The sequence below is a fragment of the Thermoactinospora rubra genome (assembly GCF_002093975.1).
Classification (GTDB): Bacteria; Actinomycetota; Actinomycetes; order Streptosporangiales; family Streptosporangiaceae; genus Nonomuraea; species Nonomuraea rubra_A.
Window position 1 is genome coordinate 22,687 of record NZ_MSZZ01000075.1, and the last position, 13,471, is coordinate 36,157.

The 13,471-nt window shown below is 73.4% G+C and carries 13 protein-coding genes and 1 pseudogene; 12 read left to right on the forward strand and 2 right to left on the reverse strand.

Features of this window, described 5'->3' with window-relative positions; genetic code table 11:
• Nucleotides 1–91: 91 nt before the first annotated feature.
• The 3 genes from BSB02_RS36415 (at nt 92) to BSB02_RS36425 (ending at nt 3,256) form a co-directional block, all read left to right on the forward strand.
• Complete coding sequence (locus BSB02_RS36415) at nt 92–1,459, forward strand: TrkH family potassium uptake protein (RefSeq protein WP_084965561.1); 1,368 nt, start codon at nt 92–94, stop codon at nt 1,457–1,459.
• The gene (locus BSB02_RS36420) at nt 1,452–2,114 is read left to right on the forward strand and encodes a potassium channel family protein (protein ID WP_084965562.1); all 663 of its coding nucleotides are present in this window, start codon (nt 1,452–1,454) and stop codon (nt 2,112–2,114) included. The genes BSB02_RS36415 and BSB02_RS36420 overlap by 8 nt, the downstream gene beginning before the upstream one ends.
• A gap of 149 nt (nt 2,115–2,263) precedes the next feature.
• Entirely contained in the window at nt 2,264–3,256 is a 993-nt protein-coding gene (locus BSB02_RS36425; protein WP_084965563.1) for an LLM class flavin-dependent oxidoreductase, read from the forward strand.
• Here BSB02_RS36425 and BSB02_RS36430 read toward each other — a convergent pair.
• Complete coding sequence (locus BSB02_RS36430) at nt 3,237–4,031, reverse strand: class I SAM-dependent methyltransferase (protein ID WP_084965564.1); 795 nt, start codon at nt 4,029–4,031, stop codon at nt 3,237–3,239. The two genes, BSB02_RS36425 and BSB02_RS36430, sit on opposite strands and share 20 nt — an antisense overlap.
• A gap of 164 nt (nt 4,032–4,195) precedes the next feature.
• Between BSB02_RS36430 and BSB02_RS36435 the strand changes: the two genes are divergently transcribed.
• The 7 genes from BSB02_RS36435 to BSB02_RS36465 all read left to right on the forward strand — a co-directional run bounded on the left by BSB02_RS36435 (nt 4,196) and on the right by BSB02_RS36465 (nt 11,449).
• A complete protein-coding gene (locus tag BSB02_RS36435; RefSeq protein ID WP_084965565.1) occupies nt 4,196–4,792 on the forward strand; it encodes a biotin transporter BioY in 597 nt (198 codons plus the stop codon).
• Nucleotides 4,789–6,153, forward strand: coding sequence for a class I adenylate-forming enzyme family protein (locus BSB02_RS36440; protein WP_084965566.1), 1,365 nt, complete (start codon nt 4,789–4,791; stop codon nt 6,151–6,153). The genes BSB02_RS36435 and BSB02_RS36440 overlap by 4 nt, the downstream gene beginning before the upstream one ends.
• Nucleotides 6,138–7,268: a thiolase family protein gene (locus BSB02_RS36445; protein WP_084965572.1), complete on the forward strand. Its 1,131-nt coding sequence runs from the start codon at nt 6,138–6,140 to the stop codon at nt 7,266–7,268. Before BSB02_RS36440 ends, BSB02_RS36445 begins: the two co-directional genes overlap by 16 nt.
• Complete coding sequence (locus BSB02_RS36450) at nt 7,269–7,943, forward strand: energy-coupling factor ABC transporter ATP-binding protein (protein WP_084965567.1); 675 nt, start codon at nt 7,269–7,271, stop codon at nt 7,941–7,943.
• Entirely contained in the window at nt 7,940–8,539 is a 600-nt protein-coding gene (locus tag BSB02_RS36455; protein ID WP_084965568.1) for an energy-coupling factor transporter transmembrane component T family protein, read from the forward strand. Before BSB02_RS36450 ends, BSB02_RS36455 begins: the two co-directional genes overlap by 4 nt.
• 162 nt (nt 8,540–8,701) lie before the next feature.
• On the forward strand, nt 8,702–8,932 hold the full coding sequence (locus BSB02_RS36460) for a hypothetical protein (RefSeq protein WP_084965569.1): 231 nt from the start codon (nt 8,702–8,704) through the stop codon (nt 8,930–8,932).
• A gap of 684 nt (nt 8,933–9,616) precedes the next feature.
• On the forward strand, nt 9,617–11,449 hold the full coding sequence (locus BSB02_RS36465) for an ABC transporter ATP-binding protein (RefSeq protein WP_240506969.1): 1,833 nt from the start codon (nt 9,617–9,619) through the stop codon (nt 11,447–11,449).
• A 15-nt stretch (nt 11,450–11,464) separates the two neighbouring features.
• Here BSB02_RS36465 and BSB02_RS36470 read toward each other — a convergent pair whose 3' ends face one another.
• A complete protein-coding gene (locus BSB02_RS36470) occupies nt 11,465–11,851 on the reverse strand; it encodes a PPOX class F420-dependent oxidoreductase (RefSeq protein ID WP_084965570.1) in 387 nt (128 codons plus the stop codon).
• A 119-nt stretch (nt 11,852–11,970) separates the two neighbouring features.
• On the opposite strand from BSB02_RS36470, the pseudogene BSB02_RS43785 reads away from it, so the two are divergent.
• Nucleotides 11,971–12,060: pseudogene (locus BSB02_RS43785) on the forward strand (hypothetical protein); the annotation flags it as partial.
• Between the two features lie 63 nt (nt 12,061–12,123).
• Nucleotides 12,124–13,386 (forward strand): endonuclease Q family protein, encoded by a 1,263-nt coding sequence (locus tag BSB02_RS36480; RefSeq protein WP_084965571.1) that lies wholly within the window; start codon nt 12,124–12,126, stop codon nt 13,384–13,386.
• Nucleotides 13,387–13,471: the final 85 nt, after the last annotated feature.

The window sequence follows — 13,471 nt, forward strand, 5'->3', positions numbered from 1 at the left end:
CGATCGTGCCGCACTTCTCCACCGATATCGTCATGGGACGGGGCTTCGGCGTGGTTCCACCGGGGACGGCGGGTGAGGGAGAGGAGTCGGCGTGAGGAGAGCGGCTGCCCGCCGCCGCTGGACGGCGGCCTTCCTGGACCGGTTCCACCATCCCGCGCAGGTGACGCCCACCGGTTTCGGGCTGACGATCCTGGCCGGCACCGGACTGCTGACCTCGCCGCTCGCGAGCACCTCCGGCGAGCCCGCCGACGTGCTGACCGCGCTGTTCACCGCGACCTCGGCGGTGTGCGTGACGGGCCTGACCATGGCGGACACCGCCTCCCGCTGGTCCACGTTCGGCGAGGTCGTGATCGCCTTGCTGATCCAGGTCGGCGGGCTGGGCATCATGACGTTCGCCACGCTGTTCACGATCCTGGTCGCGGGCCGCCTCGGGCTGCGCGCCCGGCTCCTGGCGCAGGCCGAGACCAAGGCGCTCAGCATGTCCGACGTCCGGCACGTGGTGCGCAGGGTCGTGCTGTTCAGCCTGGCCTGCGAGGCGGTCATCACCGTTGCGCTCACGGCGCGTTTCATGGCCACGTACGGCGAGCCGTTCGGCCGCGCGCTCTACCTGGCGGCCTTCCACGCGATCTCGGCGTTCAACAACGCCGGCTTCGCCCTGTGGTCCGACAGCCTGGTGCGGTTCGCCACCGACCCGTGGATCCTGCTGCCCGTCGCCCTCGCCGTGATCATCGGTTCGCTGGGGTTCCCGGTGGTCTTCGAGCTGGCGCGGACCTGGCGGCACCCGAGCCGCTGGTCGATCCTGACCCGCGTCACGGTGTGGGTGACGCTGATCCTCCTGGGCGTGGGAACGCTGCTCCTGCTCCTCACCGAGTGGCGCAACCCTGCCACCCTGGCCCCCCTGGACGATTCCGGCAAGCTGCTGGCGGCGTTCTTCGCCACCGCCATGCGCACGGCCGGGTTCAACAGCATCGACGTCTCCCAGATGTATCCCTCAAGCTGGCTGGTCATGGACCTGCTGATGTTCGTCGGCGGCGGCACGGCCAGCGTCGCGGGCGGCATCAAGGTCACCACCTTCGGCCTGCTGGGCTTCATCATCTGGGCCGAGCTGCGCGGCGAGTCCCGGGTCAACATCGGCCACCGCCGGCTGTCGGAGGCGGCGCAGCGCCAGGTGGTGGTGGTCACCCTGGTCGGCGTCATGCTGGTGGCGCTGTCCAGCTACCTGCTGATGCTGCTCACCCCGCACAGCCTGGACCAGATCCTGTTCGAGACCATCTCGGCGTTCGCCACCGTGGGCCTGTCCGTCGGCGTCACCGCCGATGCGACCGCGCCCGGGCACGTCCTGCTGATCCTGCTGATGTTCATCGGCCGCATCGGCCCCCTCACCCTGGGCTCCGCGCTGGCCCTGCGGGAGCGGACCCGGCGCTACGAACTACCCGAGGAGCGAGTGATCGTTGGCTGACAAGAACACCGAGCCGGTCGTCGTCATCGGCCTGGGCCGCTTCGGCAGCTCCCTGGCTCTGGAGCTGGTACGGCGCGGCACGGAAGTGCTCGCCATCGACAACAGCCGCAAGACCGTGCAGAGCCTCGCCGGCCACATCACCCAGATCGTCGAGGCCGACTCCACCGACATGGAGGCGCTGCGCCAGCTCGGCGTGGCGGACTTCTACCGCGCCGTCGTGGCCATCGGCACCGACCTGGAGGCCAGCATCCTGACCGCGTCCCTGCTGGTCGAGCTGGAGATCCCGGACATCTGGGCCAAGGCGATCAGCCGCCAGCACGGCCGGATCCTGAGCCGCATCGGCGTGCACCATGTCGTCTTCCCCGAGCACGACATGGGAGAGCGGGTGGCCCACCTGGTGAGCGGCCGGATGCTCGACTACATGCAGGTCGACGAGAACTTCGCGATGGCCAAGACCCGCCCGCCCAAGGAGTTCGTCGGCGTCCCGCTCGGCCAGAGCGGGCTGCGGCGCAAGTACGGCGTGACCGTGGTGGCCGTCAAGAGCCCGGATGAGGAGTTCACCTACGCCACGGCGGAGACGGAGCTCACCTACGGCGACGTCATCATCGTCTCCGGCCGCACGCAGGACGTCGAGCGCTTCGCCGAGCTCCCCTGACGGCCCCTCCCGGGGGTCTCGCCGGTCCCGAAGGCGAGCAGAGCCAGGGCCGGGCTGCCGAGGGAATAAGCGGACGGCATGTCCGGTTGTCGCGACGTAGTGGACACCTCGTCCGCTTAGGGGCGGGTGCCGGGCGTGGAGGGAAGCGCATGGTGGACATCGGCAGGATCGGGATCGTCTTCGGCAGCCTCACGCCGCCGGAGGAGCTGACGGAGGGGGCGGCGCTGGCCGAGCGGCTCGGCTTCGGGGAGGTGTGGTTCTCGGAGGACTGCTTCTTCACCGGCGGCCTGTCCGGGCTCACGCAGCTGCTCGCGGCCACCCACACGGTGCCCGCCGGCCTGGGGCTGGCCAGCGTGATGACGAGGCATCCCGCGATCCTCGCGATGGAGCTGGCGGGGCTGGCCAGGACGTACCCGGGGCGGGTCCGGGCCACCGTCGGGCTCGGCAACACGCACTGGCTCGGGCAGATGGGGCTGCTGCCCGGCCGTCCGCTGACCGCGGTCACCGAGACCTTCGACGTGCTGCGCGAACTGCTGGACGGCGCGACGGTGGACCGCCGGGCCGGCGTCCACGAGCTCGCGGGCATCCGGCTGGAGTTCGCGCCGGAGCAGCCGCCCGAGCTGTGGATGGGAGCCGTCAACGAGCGCGCGCTCCGCGCCGCCGGGGCCAGGGCGGACGGGGTCCTGCTGTCGGTTCTCGCCGGTCCTTCCTACGTGGCCTGGGCGCGGGAGGTGACCTCCCCGCCGGGACGGCCCGCGCCGCCGGTCACGGCCTTCGTCCTGGCGTCGGTCTCCGACGACGAGCGCGCGGCGCGCGATGCCGTACGGGATGCCGTCGGGTTCTTCCTGACGGCGGAGGCGCACACGGCGCTGGTGGGGCGGTCGCCGTACGGCGCCGAGATCCGGCGGCGGGTCGCCGCCTTGGCCGAGGGGGAGCGTCTCGCCGTCGAGGACGCCTGGATCGACGAGTTCGCGGCGGCGGGCGATCCCGGCCACGTGAGGGAGCGGCTGCGGCGCCTGCTCGCCGCCGGGGCCGACTCCCTGGGCCTGTGGCTGTTCCCGCCCGACCGCCTGGCCGGCCAGCTCCGGGCGATGGCGGCCGACGTCCTCGGCGCGGCGTGGGTCAGCGCCTCGTGCCCTTGACGATGAGGTAGGGCCTGGGCTGGTGAACCCCGCCGTCGGTGCGGAACCCCTCGTAGAAGTCGACGAACGCGCGGTGCAGCTCCTCACGCCGCCCGGGCTCCAAAGACTCGGCGAGCGTCCTGGTCGGGCCGTAGACGGTGGAGAACAGCTCCCACACCTCCTCCCCCGACGAGCCGGTCTGCGGCGCGTCCCCCTCCTCGAAGTCGAGCTCGAAGTCGCCGCCCAGCCGCTCCTGGACGTACTCGCGGCTGCCCCACTGGAACGGCGAGCCGGCCCCCGGCGGCGGCGCCGGCATGAACGGCGCCATGACCTTGAACATGTCGACCACGCCCCGCTCGCTGCTCCAGTGGCCGAGCACGAGCCGGCCGCCGGGCCGGCACACCCGCGCCAGCTCCCGGGCGACCGCCGCGTGGTCGGGGGCGAACATGGAGCCGATGCTGGAGGTGACCACGTCGAAGCTCGCGTCGCCGTACGGCAGGCTCTCGGCGTCCCCGACGCGGTAGTCGACGGCGAGCCCCTCCTGGGCGGCCAGCCGCTTGGCGGTCTCGATCAGCGCGGGTGCCAGGTCGCAGCCGCTGACGTCCGCCCCGGCCCGGGCCAGCGGCAGGGCCAGCGCGCCCGTGCCGGTGGCGACGTCGAGCACGCGCTGCCCGGGGCCGGGGCCGATCACCCTGACCATGTGGTCGATCAGCGGCTGATAGTGCTCGGGCAGCCGCTCGTACGGGCCGGTGCCCCAGATGACGCTTTGCTTCTTCTTGAGCTCTTCGAAGGCCATGGTTGCTCCCCCCAACGCCACGCACCTCCCCCGCGCCCGAGATCGGGAAACCACGCCCGCCGGTCACGCTCAGGCGCCGCTGAAGGGCTCCGTCAGAACTGTGGCGCGAAAGTTGTCGAAACCCTCTACCGGGTTTCCTGTTCAGATGGTGTGAAATCGGGGCCATGAGTTCAAAGCCGTTCACCTTGGGCACGGGCGACCTGGCCAGAGTTGCCGTCTTCACCGCCCTCATCGCCGTGCTGGGCCTGCCGGGCGCGCTCAACGTCTTCGGCAACGCCGTACCGATCACGCTCCAGACCTTCGGCGTCATGCTGGCGGGCCTGATCCTCGGCCCCTGGCGGGCCGCGCTGGCGATCCTCGTGCTGTATGTGCTGGTCGCGGCGGGGCTGCCGCTGCTGGCCGGGGGGCGCGGCGGGCTGGGGGTGTTCTTCGGGCCCTCGGCCGGGTTCCTGCTGGGGTGGCTGCCCGGCGCGTGGGTCGTGGGGTGGCTGGCCGGGCGCGGCGGGTTCGTCCGGCTGCTGGCGGCCTGCCTGGTGGGCGGCATCGGCGTGATCTACGGGCTCGGCATCCCCGTGCAGGCGGCGGTCACCGGGGCCGGGCTCGGCAAGGCGGCGCTGCTCAGCCTGGCCTTCATCCCCGGCGACGTCGCCAAGGCGGTGCTGGCCGCGCTGGTCGCCGGCGGCGTCCGGCGGGCCTACCCGGCGGTGGCTCCGGCGGCGCCGCAGGCCGAGGACTCAAGGCCGGGTGCGGCCCAGCGGTGATAGCCGCCCACGTCCTGCGCCACGCCGCAGACCGGCCCCACCGGCTCGCCGTCCGCGGCCCCGGCCGGTCGCTGACCTACGCCGAGCTGGCCGAGCGGGCCGTGGCCGCCTCCCCCGGCCTGCGGCGCGGCGAACTGGCCGCGATCAGCCTGCCCGACCCGGTGGACGCGCTCGTCGCCGCCCTGGCCGCCGACCTGGCCGGGGCGACGCCGCTGCTGTGCGACGCGTCCTGGAGTCCCGCCCGGCGCGCGGACGTGCTCGCCACCCTGCGGCCGGCCCGCCCGGCCCAGGAGTCTTCGTGGCCCGTCCGCCTGGTCCAGGAGCCGCTGCCGGCGTGCCGTACCGCCCGGCCCGACGTCGACCGGCAGCGGCCCGGCGACCTGGCGTGGGCCTGCTTCACCTCCGGCAGCACCGGGCGGCCGCGCGCCGTCGTGCGCACCCGCGCCTCGTGGACCGGCTCCTTCCCGCACGTCGACGCCCTGACCGGCATCGGTCCCGGCGACGTCGTCCTCGTCCCGGGCCCGCTGACGGCCTCCCTGTACGGCTTCGCCGCCGCGCACGCCCTGGCCGCCGGCGCCACGGCGGTCCTGCCCGGCCGCTGGTCCCCGGGCGACCTCGGGCCGGAGGTGACCGCCGTGCACCTCGTCCCCCACCAGCTGGGCGCCCTGCCGGCGGCGGCCCGTCCGCTCCGCCCCGGCCTGGTCGCGATCGTCGGCGGCGCGGCCCTGCACCCCGCCGTCCGGGAGCGGGCCTCCCGGGCGGGCATCAGGGTCGTCTCCTACTACGGCGCCACCGAGCTGTCGTTCGTGGCCGCCGACCCCGACGGGGGCGGGCTGCGCCCCTTCCCCGAGGTCGAGATCGAGGTACGGCACGGCGGCGAGGTCTGGGCGCGCTCCCCCTGGCTGGCCGCCGGCTACCTGGGCGGGGCCCCGGGCCCCATGCGCCGCGACGCGGACGGCTGGGCGAGCGTGGGCGACGTGGCCGAGCCGTACACGCCGGGTGAGCCGCTGCGGGTGCGGGGCCGCGGCGACGGCGCGATCCAGACCGGCGGCGCGACCGTCCTGCCGGAGGACGTCGAGTCGGTGCTCAGGGCCGTGCCGGGCGTGGCCGACGCGGTGGTCGTCGGCGTGCCACACCCCGAGCTCGGCGAGGTGGTCGCGGCGGTGGTGGAGAGCTGGGACGGCGCCCTGTCGCGCGCGGCGCTGGATGCCGTGGCGCGCGAGCGGCTCGACCCCGTCCAACGCCCCCGGCGCTGGTACGCGATGCGCCGCCTGCCCCGCACGCCCGCGGGCAAGCCCGCCCGCGCCCAGGTCGCGGCCCGGGTGGCCGCGGGGAAGGACGGCCTGTGGCGGCTGAGGTGACGCCGGTCGTGGTCGCCGCCCGCCGTACCCCCATCGGAACGGCCGGGCACGCCTTCAAGACGGTCGCGGCGGAGTGGCTGGCCGCCCCGGTGCTGGAGGCGGTGGCCAAGGACGGCCCCGGCCTGCCGGTGGACGACGTCGTGCTGGGCAACTGCATGGGACCCGGCGGCAACCTCGCCAGGGTCGCCGCCCTGGCCGCCGGCCTGGGCCAGGAGGTGCCCGGCGTCACCGTGGACCGGCAGTGCGGCAGCGGCCTGGCCGCCGTCCTGCTCGGCGCGCAGGCCGTCCGCGCCGGCGAGGCCGGGCTCGTGCTGGCCGGCGGGGTGGAGAGCGCCTCCACCGCGCCCCTGCGCATCCGCCGCGGGCAGGCCGAGCCGTACTCGCGCGCCCCCTTCGCCCCCGACGGATACCCCGACCCCGACATGGGGCCCGCCGCCGAAGCCCTGGCCGCCGCGTACGGCGTGAGCCGGGAACGCCAGGACGCCTACGCCTGCCGCAGCCACGCCAGGGCGCTGGAGGCCCGCGCCGCCGGGCGCTTCGACCGGGAGGTCGTCCCGATCGAGGGCCGCGTGGACGACCAGCGCCCCCGCCGCCTGACCACGGCAACCCTGTCCCGCCTGCCCGCCGCCTTCGTCCCCGGCGGCACGGTCACGGCGGGCAACTCCTCCCCCGTCAGCGACGGCGCGGCGGCCGTGGCCATCGTGCCGGACGGCCACGGGCTGCCCGGCCTGGCGCTGCGCGCGGGCGCGGTGGTCGGCTGCGATCCCGCTCTGCCCGGCTGGGGACCGGTGCCCGCCGTCCGCAAGGTCCTGCGCAAGGCCGGCGTCAGCCTGGACGACGTGGCCGCCATCGAGATCGTGGAGGCCTTCGCCGCGCAGGTCCTGGCCGTCTGCGACGCGCTCGGCCTGGATCCGCTCGGCGCCGACGACCACCGCGTGTGCGCCGACGGCGGCTCGCTGGCGCTGGGCCACCCGTGGGGCGCCAGCGGCGCGGTCGTCGTCACCCGGCTGTTCTCCCGGCTGGTCGGAGCACACGCGCCATCGGGAACACTGGGGCTGGCGGCGGCCGCGGTCGGCGGAGGGCTGGGCGTGGCCGCGTTGTTCGAGGTGGTGTGAGTGATCGAGTTCTCGGATGTGCGGGTACGGCTGGGCGGCCGCGAGGTGCTGCGCGGGATCACCGCCACGCTGCGCGAGCGGCGGGTCGGCGTCGTAGGGGCCAACGGGTCCGGCAAGAGCACGCTGGCCCGCCTGGTGAACGGCCTGGTGACGCCGACCGAGGGCGCGGTCACCGTGCTCGGCATGGACACGCGCCGCCAGGCCGCCAAGATCCGGCGCCGGGTGGGCTTCGTGTTCACCGACCCCGACGCCCAGATCGTCATGCCCACGGTCGCCGAGGACGTCGCCTTCTCCCTGCGCCGCTCCGGCCTGCCCGCGGCCGAGATCGAGCGGCGGGTACGGCGGGCGCTGGCCGAACACGGCCTGCAGGACCACGCCGACCACCCGGCCCACCAGCTGTCCGGCGGCCAGAAGCAGCTGCTGGCCCTGTGCTCGGTGCTGGTCCTCGACCCCGACATCCTGGTCATGGACGAGCCCACCACGCTGCTGGACCTGCGCCACTCCCGCCACGTCGCCGAGATCCTCCGGGCGCTCCCGCAGCGGATCCTCGTCGCCACCCACGACCTGGACCTGCTGGCCGGCTTCGACCGGGTCCTCGTGGTCGACGAGGGCCGCGTCGTGGCCGACGACGAGCCGGAGCAGGCCATCCGCCACTACCGCAAGCTCATGGCATGACCGGCGCCTACATTCCCGGCGACTCCGTGCTGCACCGCCTGCCGGCCGGGGCCAAGCTGGCGGGCCTGCTGGCGTGCTGCACCGTCGTGGTCCTGCTGAGCTCGCCCTGGGCGCTGGCCGGGGCCGCGGCCGTCGTGGCCGCCCTGTACGCGGTCTCGGGGGTGGGCGCGGCGGCCGCCTGGGCTCAGGTGCGGCCCGTCCGCTGGTTCGCGCTCGCGCTCTTCGCCATGCAGTTCCTGCTCGCCACCCCGGCCCAGGCCGTCGCCACCACCCTGCGCGTGGTCGTCGCCGTCGCCCTCGCCGGCCTGGTCACCGTCACCACCAGGACGTCGGCCGTCATGGCGTGCCTGGAGCGGGTGCTGTCGCCGTTGCGCCTCGCCGGCGTCGATCCGGTCCGGCTGTCGCTTCTGCTGTCGCTGGCCGTACGCAGCGTGCCGGTCGTCTCCGGCCTGGCCACGCGGGTACGGGAGGCGCAGCGCGCCCGGGGCGTGGAGTGGAGCGTGCGCGCCTTCGGCGTCCCGCTCGTGGTGGGCGCCCTCCGCCACGCCGACACGCTGGGCGAGGCCCTGGCCGCCCGGGGCTTCGACGACGAGTGACGTGCCCGGCGGACGCGACGCCGTACGCGCCATGGAGCAGAACGACTACGTGCAGTAGTACAGGCGTACGGGCCGGCGCACCGGCGATCCGCCTGCCATACCGCGTGCTGACGGCGTCTTGACCTCCGACATAAGGGCGGGACGCCAGGGCAGGAGGCGGCCATGGATGCGAGCGAGGAGCAAGAGCGGAAGGACCTTCCCGAAGCGGTCGAGGGGGTCGGCGGGGAGAGCGACGTGGTGGCCCAGCGGGCGGGCGTGGAGCTCAGGGAGACGCCGCGGCCCGTTCCGGTGGACCCGGTCGATCCGCCGGGAGATCCCGTGGCGGCCGAGAGGCAAGAGCAGGCACGGCAGGACCAGGAGGTCGTCCGCGCGGACGCCGGGCCCACCGGCTGACACGGGGCCTTCCGACCGCCTCAAGACCGGATCTTCCGGGGGTTCGCGGCCACGCGAACCCCCCGCCCTCCTTGCCCTCCGCTGACTTGACTCTCTACTATGACATCTAGTTGACGAGGTGGTGGGGAGGCCGGAGACGGCTGGAGCGCCACTTGACGAGCGTCTGCCCGGCGTTCGCCCCGTGGCCGCCGGCGGGCCTTTAGCGCCGTATGCCCACCCGCGCTTGACAAACGTCGAGAAATCGTCACAAGTATCTCTGTGTCCGGCAAACGCCGAGCGCTCGCCCTTGATTCCGGACTCGGAGCCGGTAGTTGAATTTCGCCCTATTTTTCCGATACGGCCAGGCTTTCCGGCTACAGGCGTGGTGAATCGATTTTTCACGCCGTCATGCCTCTCCGGGGACACTCTGCCAAGGGCTCTCCAATACTCCCTTTATGTGTAGCTATATGGCCTCTTGAGGGCTAATGTCCTATTTGTCACGCAGGAGAGTCTCCTGCACCAGGCAGCTCACTCATCGGGGGGAATCATGGCTCCAAGAGGCACGCCCACTGGCTGGGACGACTGGGACGGCTGGGGCTGGGGCGGCGGCTGGGGCTGGCGTCGCGGCTGGGGCTGGCGCCGCCGTTGCGGCTGGCGTAGGTGCGGCTGCCGTCGCCGCTGGTGGTGGTGATGGTAGGCAAAGCGATGGAGGGTCGGCGGACCACCCGCCGGCTCTCCTTCTCTTCTCAGACAGGGCCCACGGGGGCGCGCCCTGTCTGGGAAGAGATCAGCCCGGTCGAGCCGATCACGCAGGTCGCTCCCACGGTCGCGATCCGCAAGGCCCTCGCCGAGTTCTGGCCGGACACCCGAGGCGTCCGCAAGCTGTTCGCGCTCGGCGCCGTCCTCGCCATCGCGGCGGCGTTGTGCGAGGTCGCGGCGATCGGGCTGTTCGCCGTCATCACCGACCAAGTCCTCACCCGCAACGACCTGGGCGCCTTCTGGGCGCCCGCGTTCACCTGGCTCGGCCTGGCCGCGGTCGCCGGGCTCGTCTCCTTCGCCGGGACCTACACCACGGCCCTCGGCGCCGAGCGCTTGCTTCTCAGGCTGCGGAACCGCGTGTTCGCGCACCTGCAGACGCTCTCGCCGGACTTCTTCACCAAGCGCCGCCTGGGCGACCTGATGGCCAGGCTGACCGACGACATCGAGGCCATCGAGGAGCTGGTCGGCTCCGGGCTGGTCAGGGCGTTCACCACGGTGGTCAGCGTGATCTTCTTCGCCGGGGCAGCGTTCGTCGTGCGCTGGGACCTGGCGCTGATCACCTTCGCGCTGGTCCCCGCCTTCATCGTGGTCTCCAAACTCTTCGCGGCCAGATTCAGGACCGCCGCCGGCCGCGAGCGGCTCAGCAACGGCGTGATGAACAGCGTCATCGAGGAGAGCCTGGCCAACCAGGCCCTCGTGCAGGCCTACAACCGCCAGGACACCGAGGCCGGGCACCTGCACCGCCAGGGCCTGGCCTGGCTGCGGGCCAACATGACGCAGGCGTGGCTGTCGGGCCTGTACAGCCCGGCCGTCCAGGTGCTGCAGACCACGTGCCTGATCGTCATCCTCGGCTTCGGCGCCTGGGAGATCGCGGCCGGCCGGCTCACCATCGGCGGGCTGCTGGCCTTCGCCGCCTACCTGGCCTACCTCTACCCGGCGATCCAGGGCTTGGGACAGCTCGCCCTGGAGATCTCCGAGGCGGCGGCGGGTTCCGACCGCGTGATCGAGATCCTCCGCGCCCGCCCCGGCGTCACCGACCGCCCGGCCGCCAGGCCCCTGGCCGGACGGCCCTTCGGCCGCATCGACGTCGAGCACGTCACCTTCACCTATCCGAACCGGACCACGCCCACGCTGGCCGACGTGTCCTTCAGCATCGAGCCCGGCGAGCTCGTCGTCGTCACGGGCCCCAGCGGCGCGGGCAAGTCGACCCTGGCCAAGCTGCTGCTGCGCTTCCACGACCCCACCGGCGGGCGCATCCTGCTGGACGGCACGGACATCCGCGACATCACCCGCGCCTCGCTGCGCGAGGCCGTCACCGTCCTGCAGCAGGAGACCCTGCTCTTCTCGGGGACCGTGCGGGACAACATCGCCTACGGCCGGCCCGACGCCACCTTCGAGGAGATCGTCCAGGCCGCCAAGCTCGCCGGCGCGCACGACTTCATCACCCGGCTCCCCGGCAGGTACGACACCGAGCTGGGGCAGCGCGGTAGGCTGCTGTCCGGCGGGCAGCGCCAGCGCATCGCCATCGCCCGCGCCCTGCTGCGCGACGCTCCCGTGCTCGTTTTGGACGAGCCGATGACCGGCCTGGACTCGGCCACCGCGGCGCGCATCATGGAGCCGCTGAGGCGCCTGATGGCGGGGCGCACGACGATCCTCATCACCCACGACCTGCGCCACGTGCCCGAGGCGACCCGCACGATCGTGCTGGAGCCGACGCGCCGGTCGCGCCGCATGCGCCTCACCGCCATGACGCCCGCCGCGGCGGGGGCGGATCGCTGAGATCTCCGGCGCCGGTCATCGCGGGGTCGCGGGCGAGATCAGGATCGCCACCGTGCCGTCCGCGCCGCGCCGCAGCTTGCTGCCCCACACCGTGAGCCGGCCGGTCAGGCCGTACTTGCGCCCCAGGGCGCGGCGCACCCGGTCGGTGTCGGCGCGCTCGCCGATCCGGGCGTGTCCCTCGACGGCCTGTCCGGTCACGTTGCCGTGGAAGTCGCAGGGCGCCACCGTGACCCGGCCGTTGCGGCGCACGCGCTTGATCTTGCCGCTGTCCACCGGCGTCCACACCGCGAGCCCGTCGCCGTCGGGAACCACCCACAGCGGCGTGGCCACCGCCCGGCCGTCCCGGCGGAACGTCGTCAGCAGCACGTACTTGGCGGCGCCCAGGTCGGCGAAGCTGGTCATAGCGGGATCCTAGGGGCCCTCGCGAGGTGTACGGCGAGCGCCGGGGGTTAGGTCATGAAGATGACCGATAGCCGGACGTCCTTCGCCGTCAACCTCGCCGCCACGGCGCCGACCGGCGGGCCGGGCCGGCCCTGCTCCCCTACACCGCCTGGACCGCTTTCGCCACCGCGCTCAACGCCGCCATCATGATCCGGAACCGGCGGTCCTGACGTTTCGGCGTCGCGCCACCGGCAACCTGGTAACCCTGGATACGGAGCGACGGGAGAGTCACGGTGCGTTTCCACGCCGACCTGCACATGCATTCCCGGTACGCCTACGCCTGCAGCAGGTACAGCGACCTGGAGCATCTGACCTGGTGGGCGCGGCGCAAGGGCGTCACGCTGATGGGCACGGGCGACTTCACCCACCCGGCCTGGCTGGAGCAGCTCCGCCGGGACCTCGTGCCGGCCGAGCCGGGGCTGTTCCGGCTGAGGGACGACCTCGACCGCGAGATCTCCGCCACGCTCCCCGGCAGCGTGGCCGCCGCGCCCGTGCGGTACATGCTGTCGGTGGAGATCTCCACCGTCTACTCCCAGGGCGCCCGCGCCCGCAAGATCCACCACCTGGTCTACCTGCCCGGCTTCGACCAGGTCGAGGAGTTCAACCGGCGCCTCGCCAAGGTCGCCGACCTGGGCGTGGACGGCCGCCCGACCGTCAGCATGAGCTCGCGCGACCTGCTGGAGACGACCCTGGCCTGCGGCGAGGGCGCCTACCTGGTGCCCGCGCACGCCTGGACGCCGTGGTTCGGCGTGTTCGGCTCCAAGTCGGGGTTCGACACGCTGGAGGAGTGCTTCGGCGACCTGACCGGCCACATCTTCGCACTGGAGACCGGGCTGTCCAGCGACCCCGCCATGAACTGGCGGGTCTCCGCCCTGGACGGCTACCGCCTGGTCAGCTACTCCGACGCCCACTCCCCGCCCATCGTCGGCCGCGAGACGACGGTGTTCGACACCGATCTGGACTACTTCGCGATCCTGAAGACCCTGCGCACCGGCGCGGGCCTGGAGGGCACGATCGAGTTCTTCCCGGAGGCGGGCAAGTACCACGTCGACGGCCACCGCAAGTGCGGGGTGCGTCTGGACCCGGAGGAGACGCGCAAGCTCGGCGGCCTCTGCCCGGTGTGCGGCAAGAAGCTCACGGTGGGCGTGCTGAGCAGGGTCGAGGACCTGGCCGACCGGCCCGCGGGCGCGCGCCCGCGCGGCGCGGCCGGGTTCCGCAACCTCGTCCCGCTGCCGGACCTCGTGGCCGAGACCCTCGGCGTCGGCGCCAAGAGCAAGAAGGCGAGCGCCGAGACCGAGCGGCTCGTGGCCGCGCTCGGCTCGGAGCTCGCGATCCTCGGCGAGGTGCCGCTGGACGACATCGCCGCCCAGTCGCCGCCGCTCGCCCAGGCGGTCGGCCGGCTGCGGCGTGGCGAGGTGACCAAGGAGCCCGGCTACGACGGCGAGTTCGGCGTGATCCGCGTCCTGGACGGCGCCACCCCGCAGACGCTCTTCTAGCCGTTCCCGCCGTGGCGCCTTCCGGGGCTGTTCGCGGGGTTAGGCTCAATGCCGGGTAGTTAAGAGAGGCTGTGGGCTGTCAAGC

Coding starts and splice junctions, on each gene's coding strand:
- BSB02_RS36455 (WP_084965568.1), top strand. CDS start 7,940: ATGACCGGCGCCTACATTCCCGGCGACTCCGTGCTGCACCGCCTGCCG.
- BSB02_RS36465 (WP_240506969.1), top strand. CDS start 9,617: ATGGAGGGTCGGCGGACCACCCGCCGGCTCTCCTTCTCTTCTCAGACA.
- BSB02_RS36430 (WP_084965564.1), bottom strand. CDS start 4,031: ATGGCCTTCGAAGAGCTCAAGAAGAAGCAAAGCGTCATCTGGGGCACC.
- BSB02_RS36460 (WP_084965569.1), top strand. CDS start 8,702: ATGGATGCGAGCGAGGAGCAAGAGCGGAAGGACCTTCCCGAAGCGGTC.
- BSB02_RS36435 (WP_084965565.1), top strand. CDS start 4,196: ATGAGTTCAAAGCCGTTCACCTTGGGCACGGGCGACCTGGCCAGAGTT.
- BSB02_RS36470 (WP_084965570.1), bottom strand. CDS start 11,851: ATGACCAGCTTCGCCGACCTGGGCGCCGCCAAGTACGTGCTGCTGACG.
- BSB02_RS36425 (WP_084965563.1), top strand. CDS start 2,264: ATGGTGGACATCGGCAGGATCGGGATCGTCTTCGGCAGCCTCACGCCG.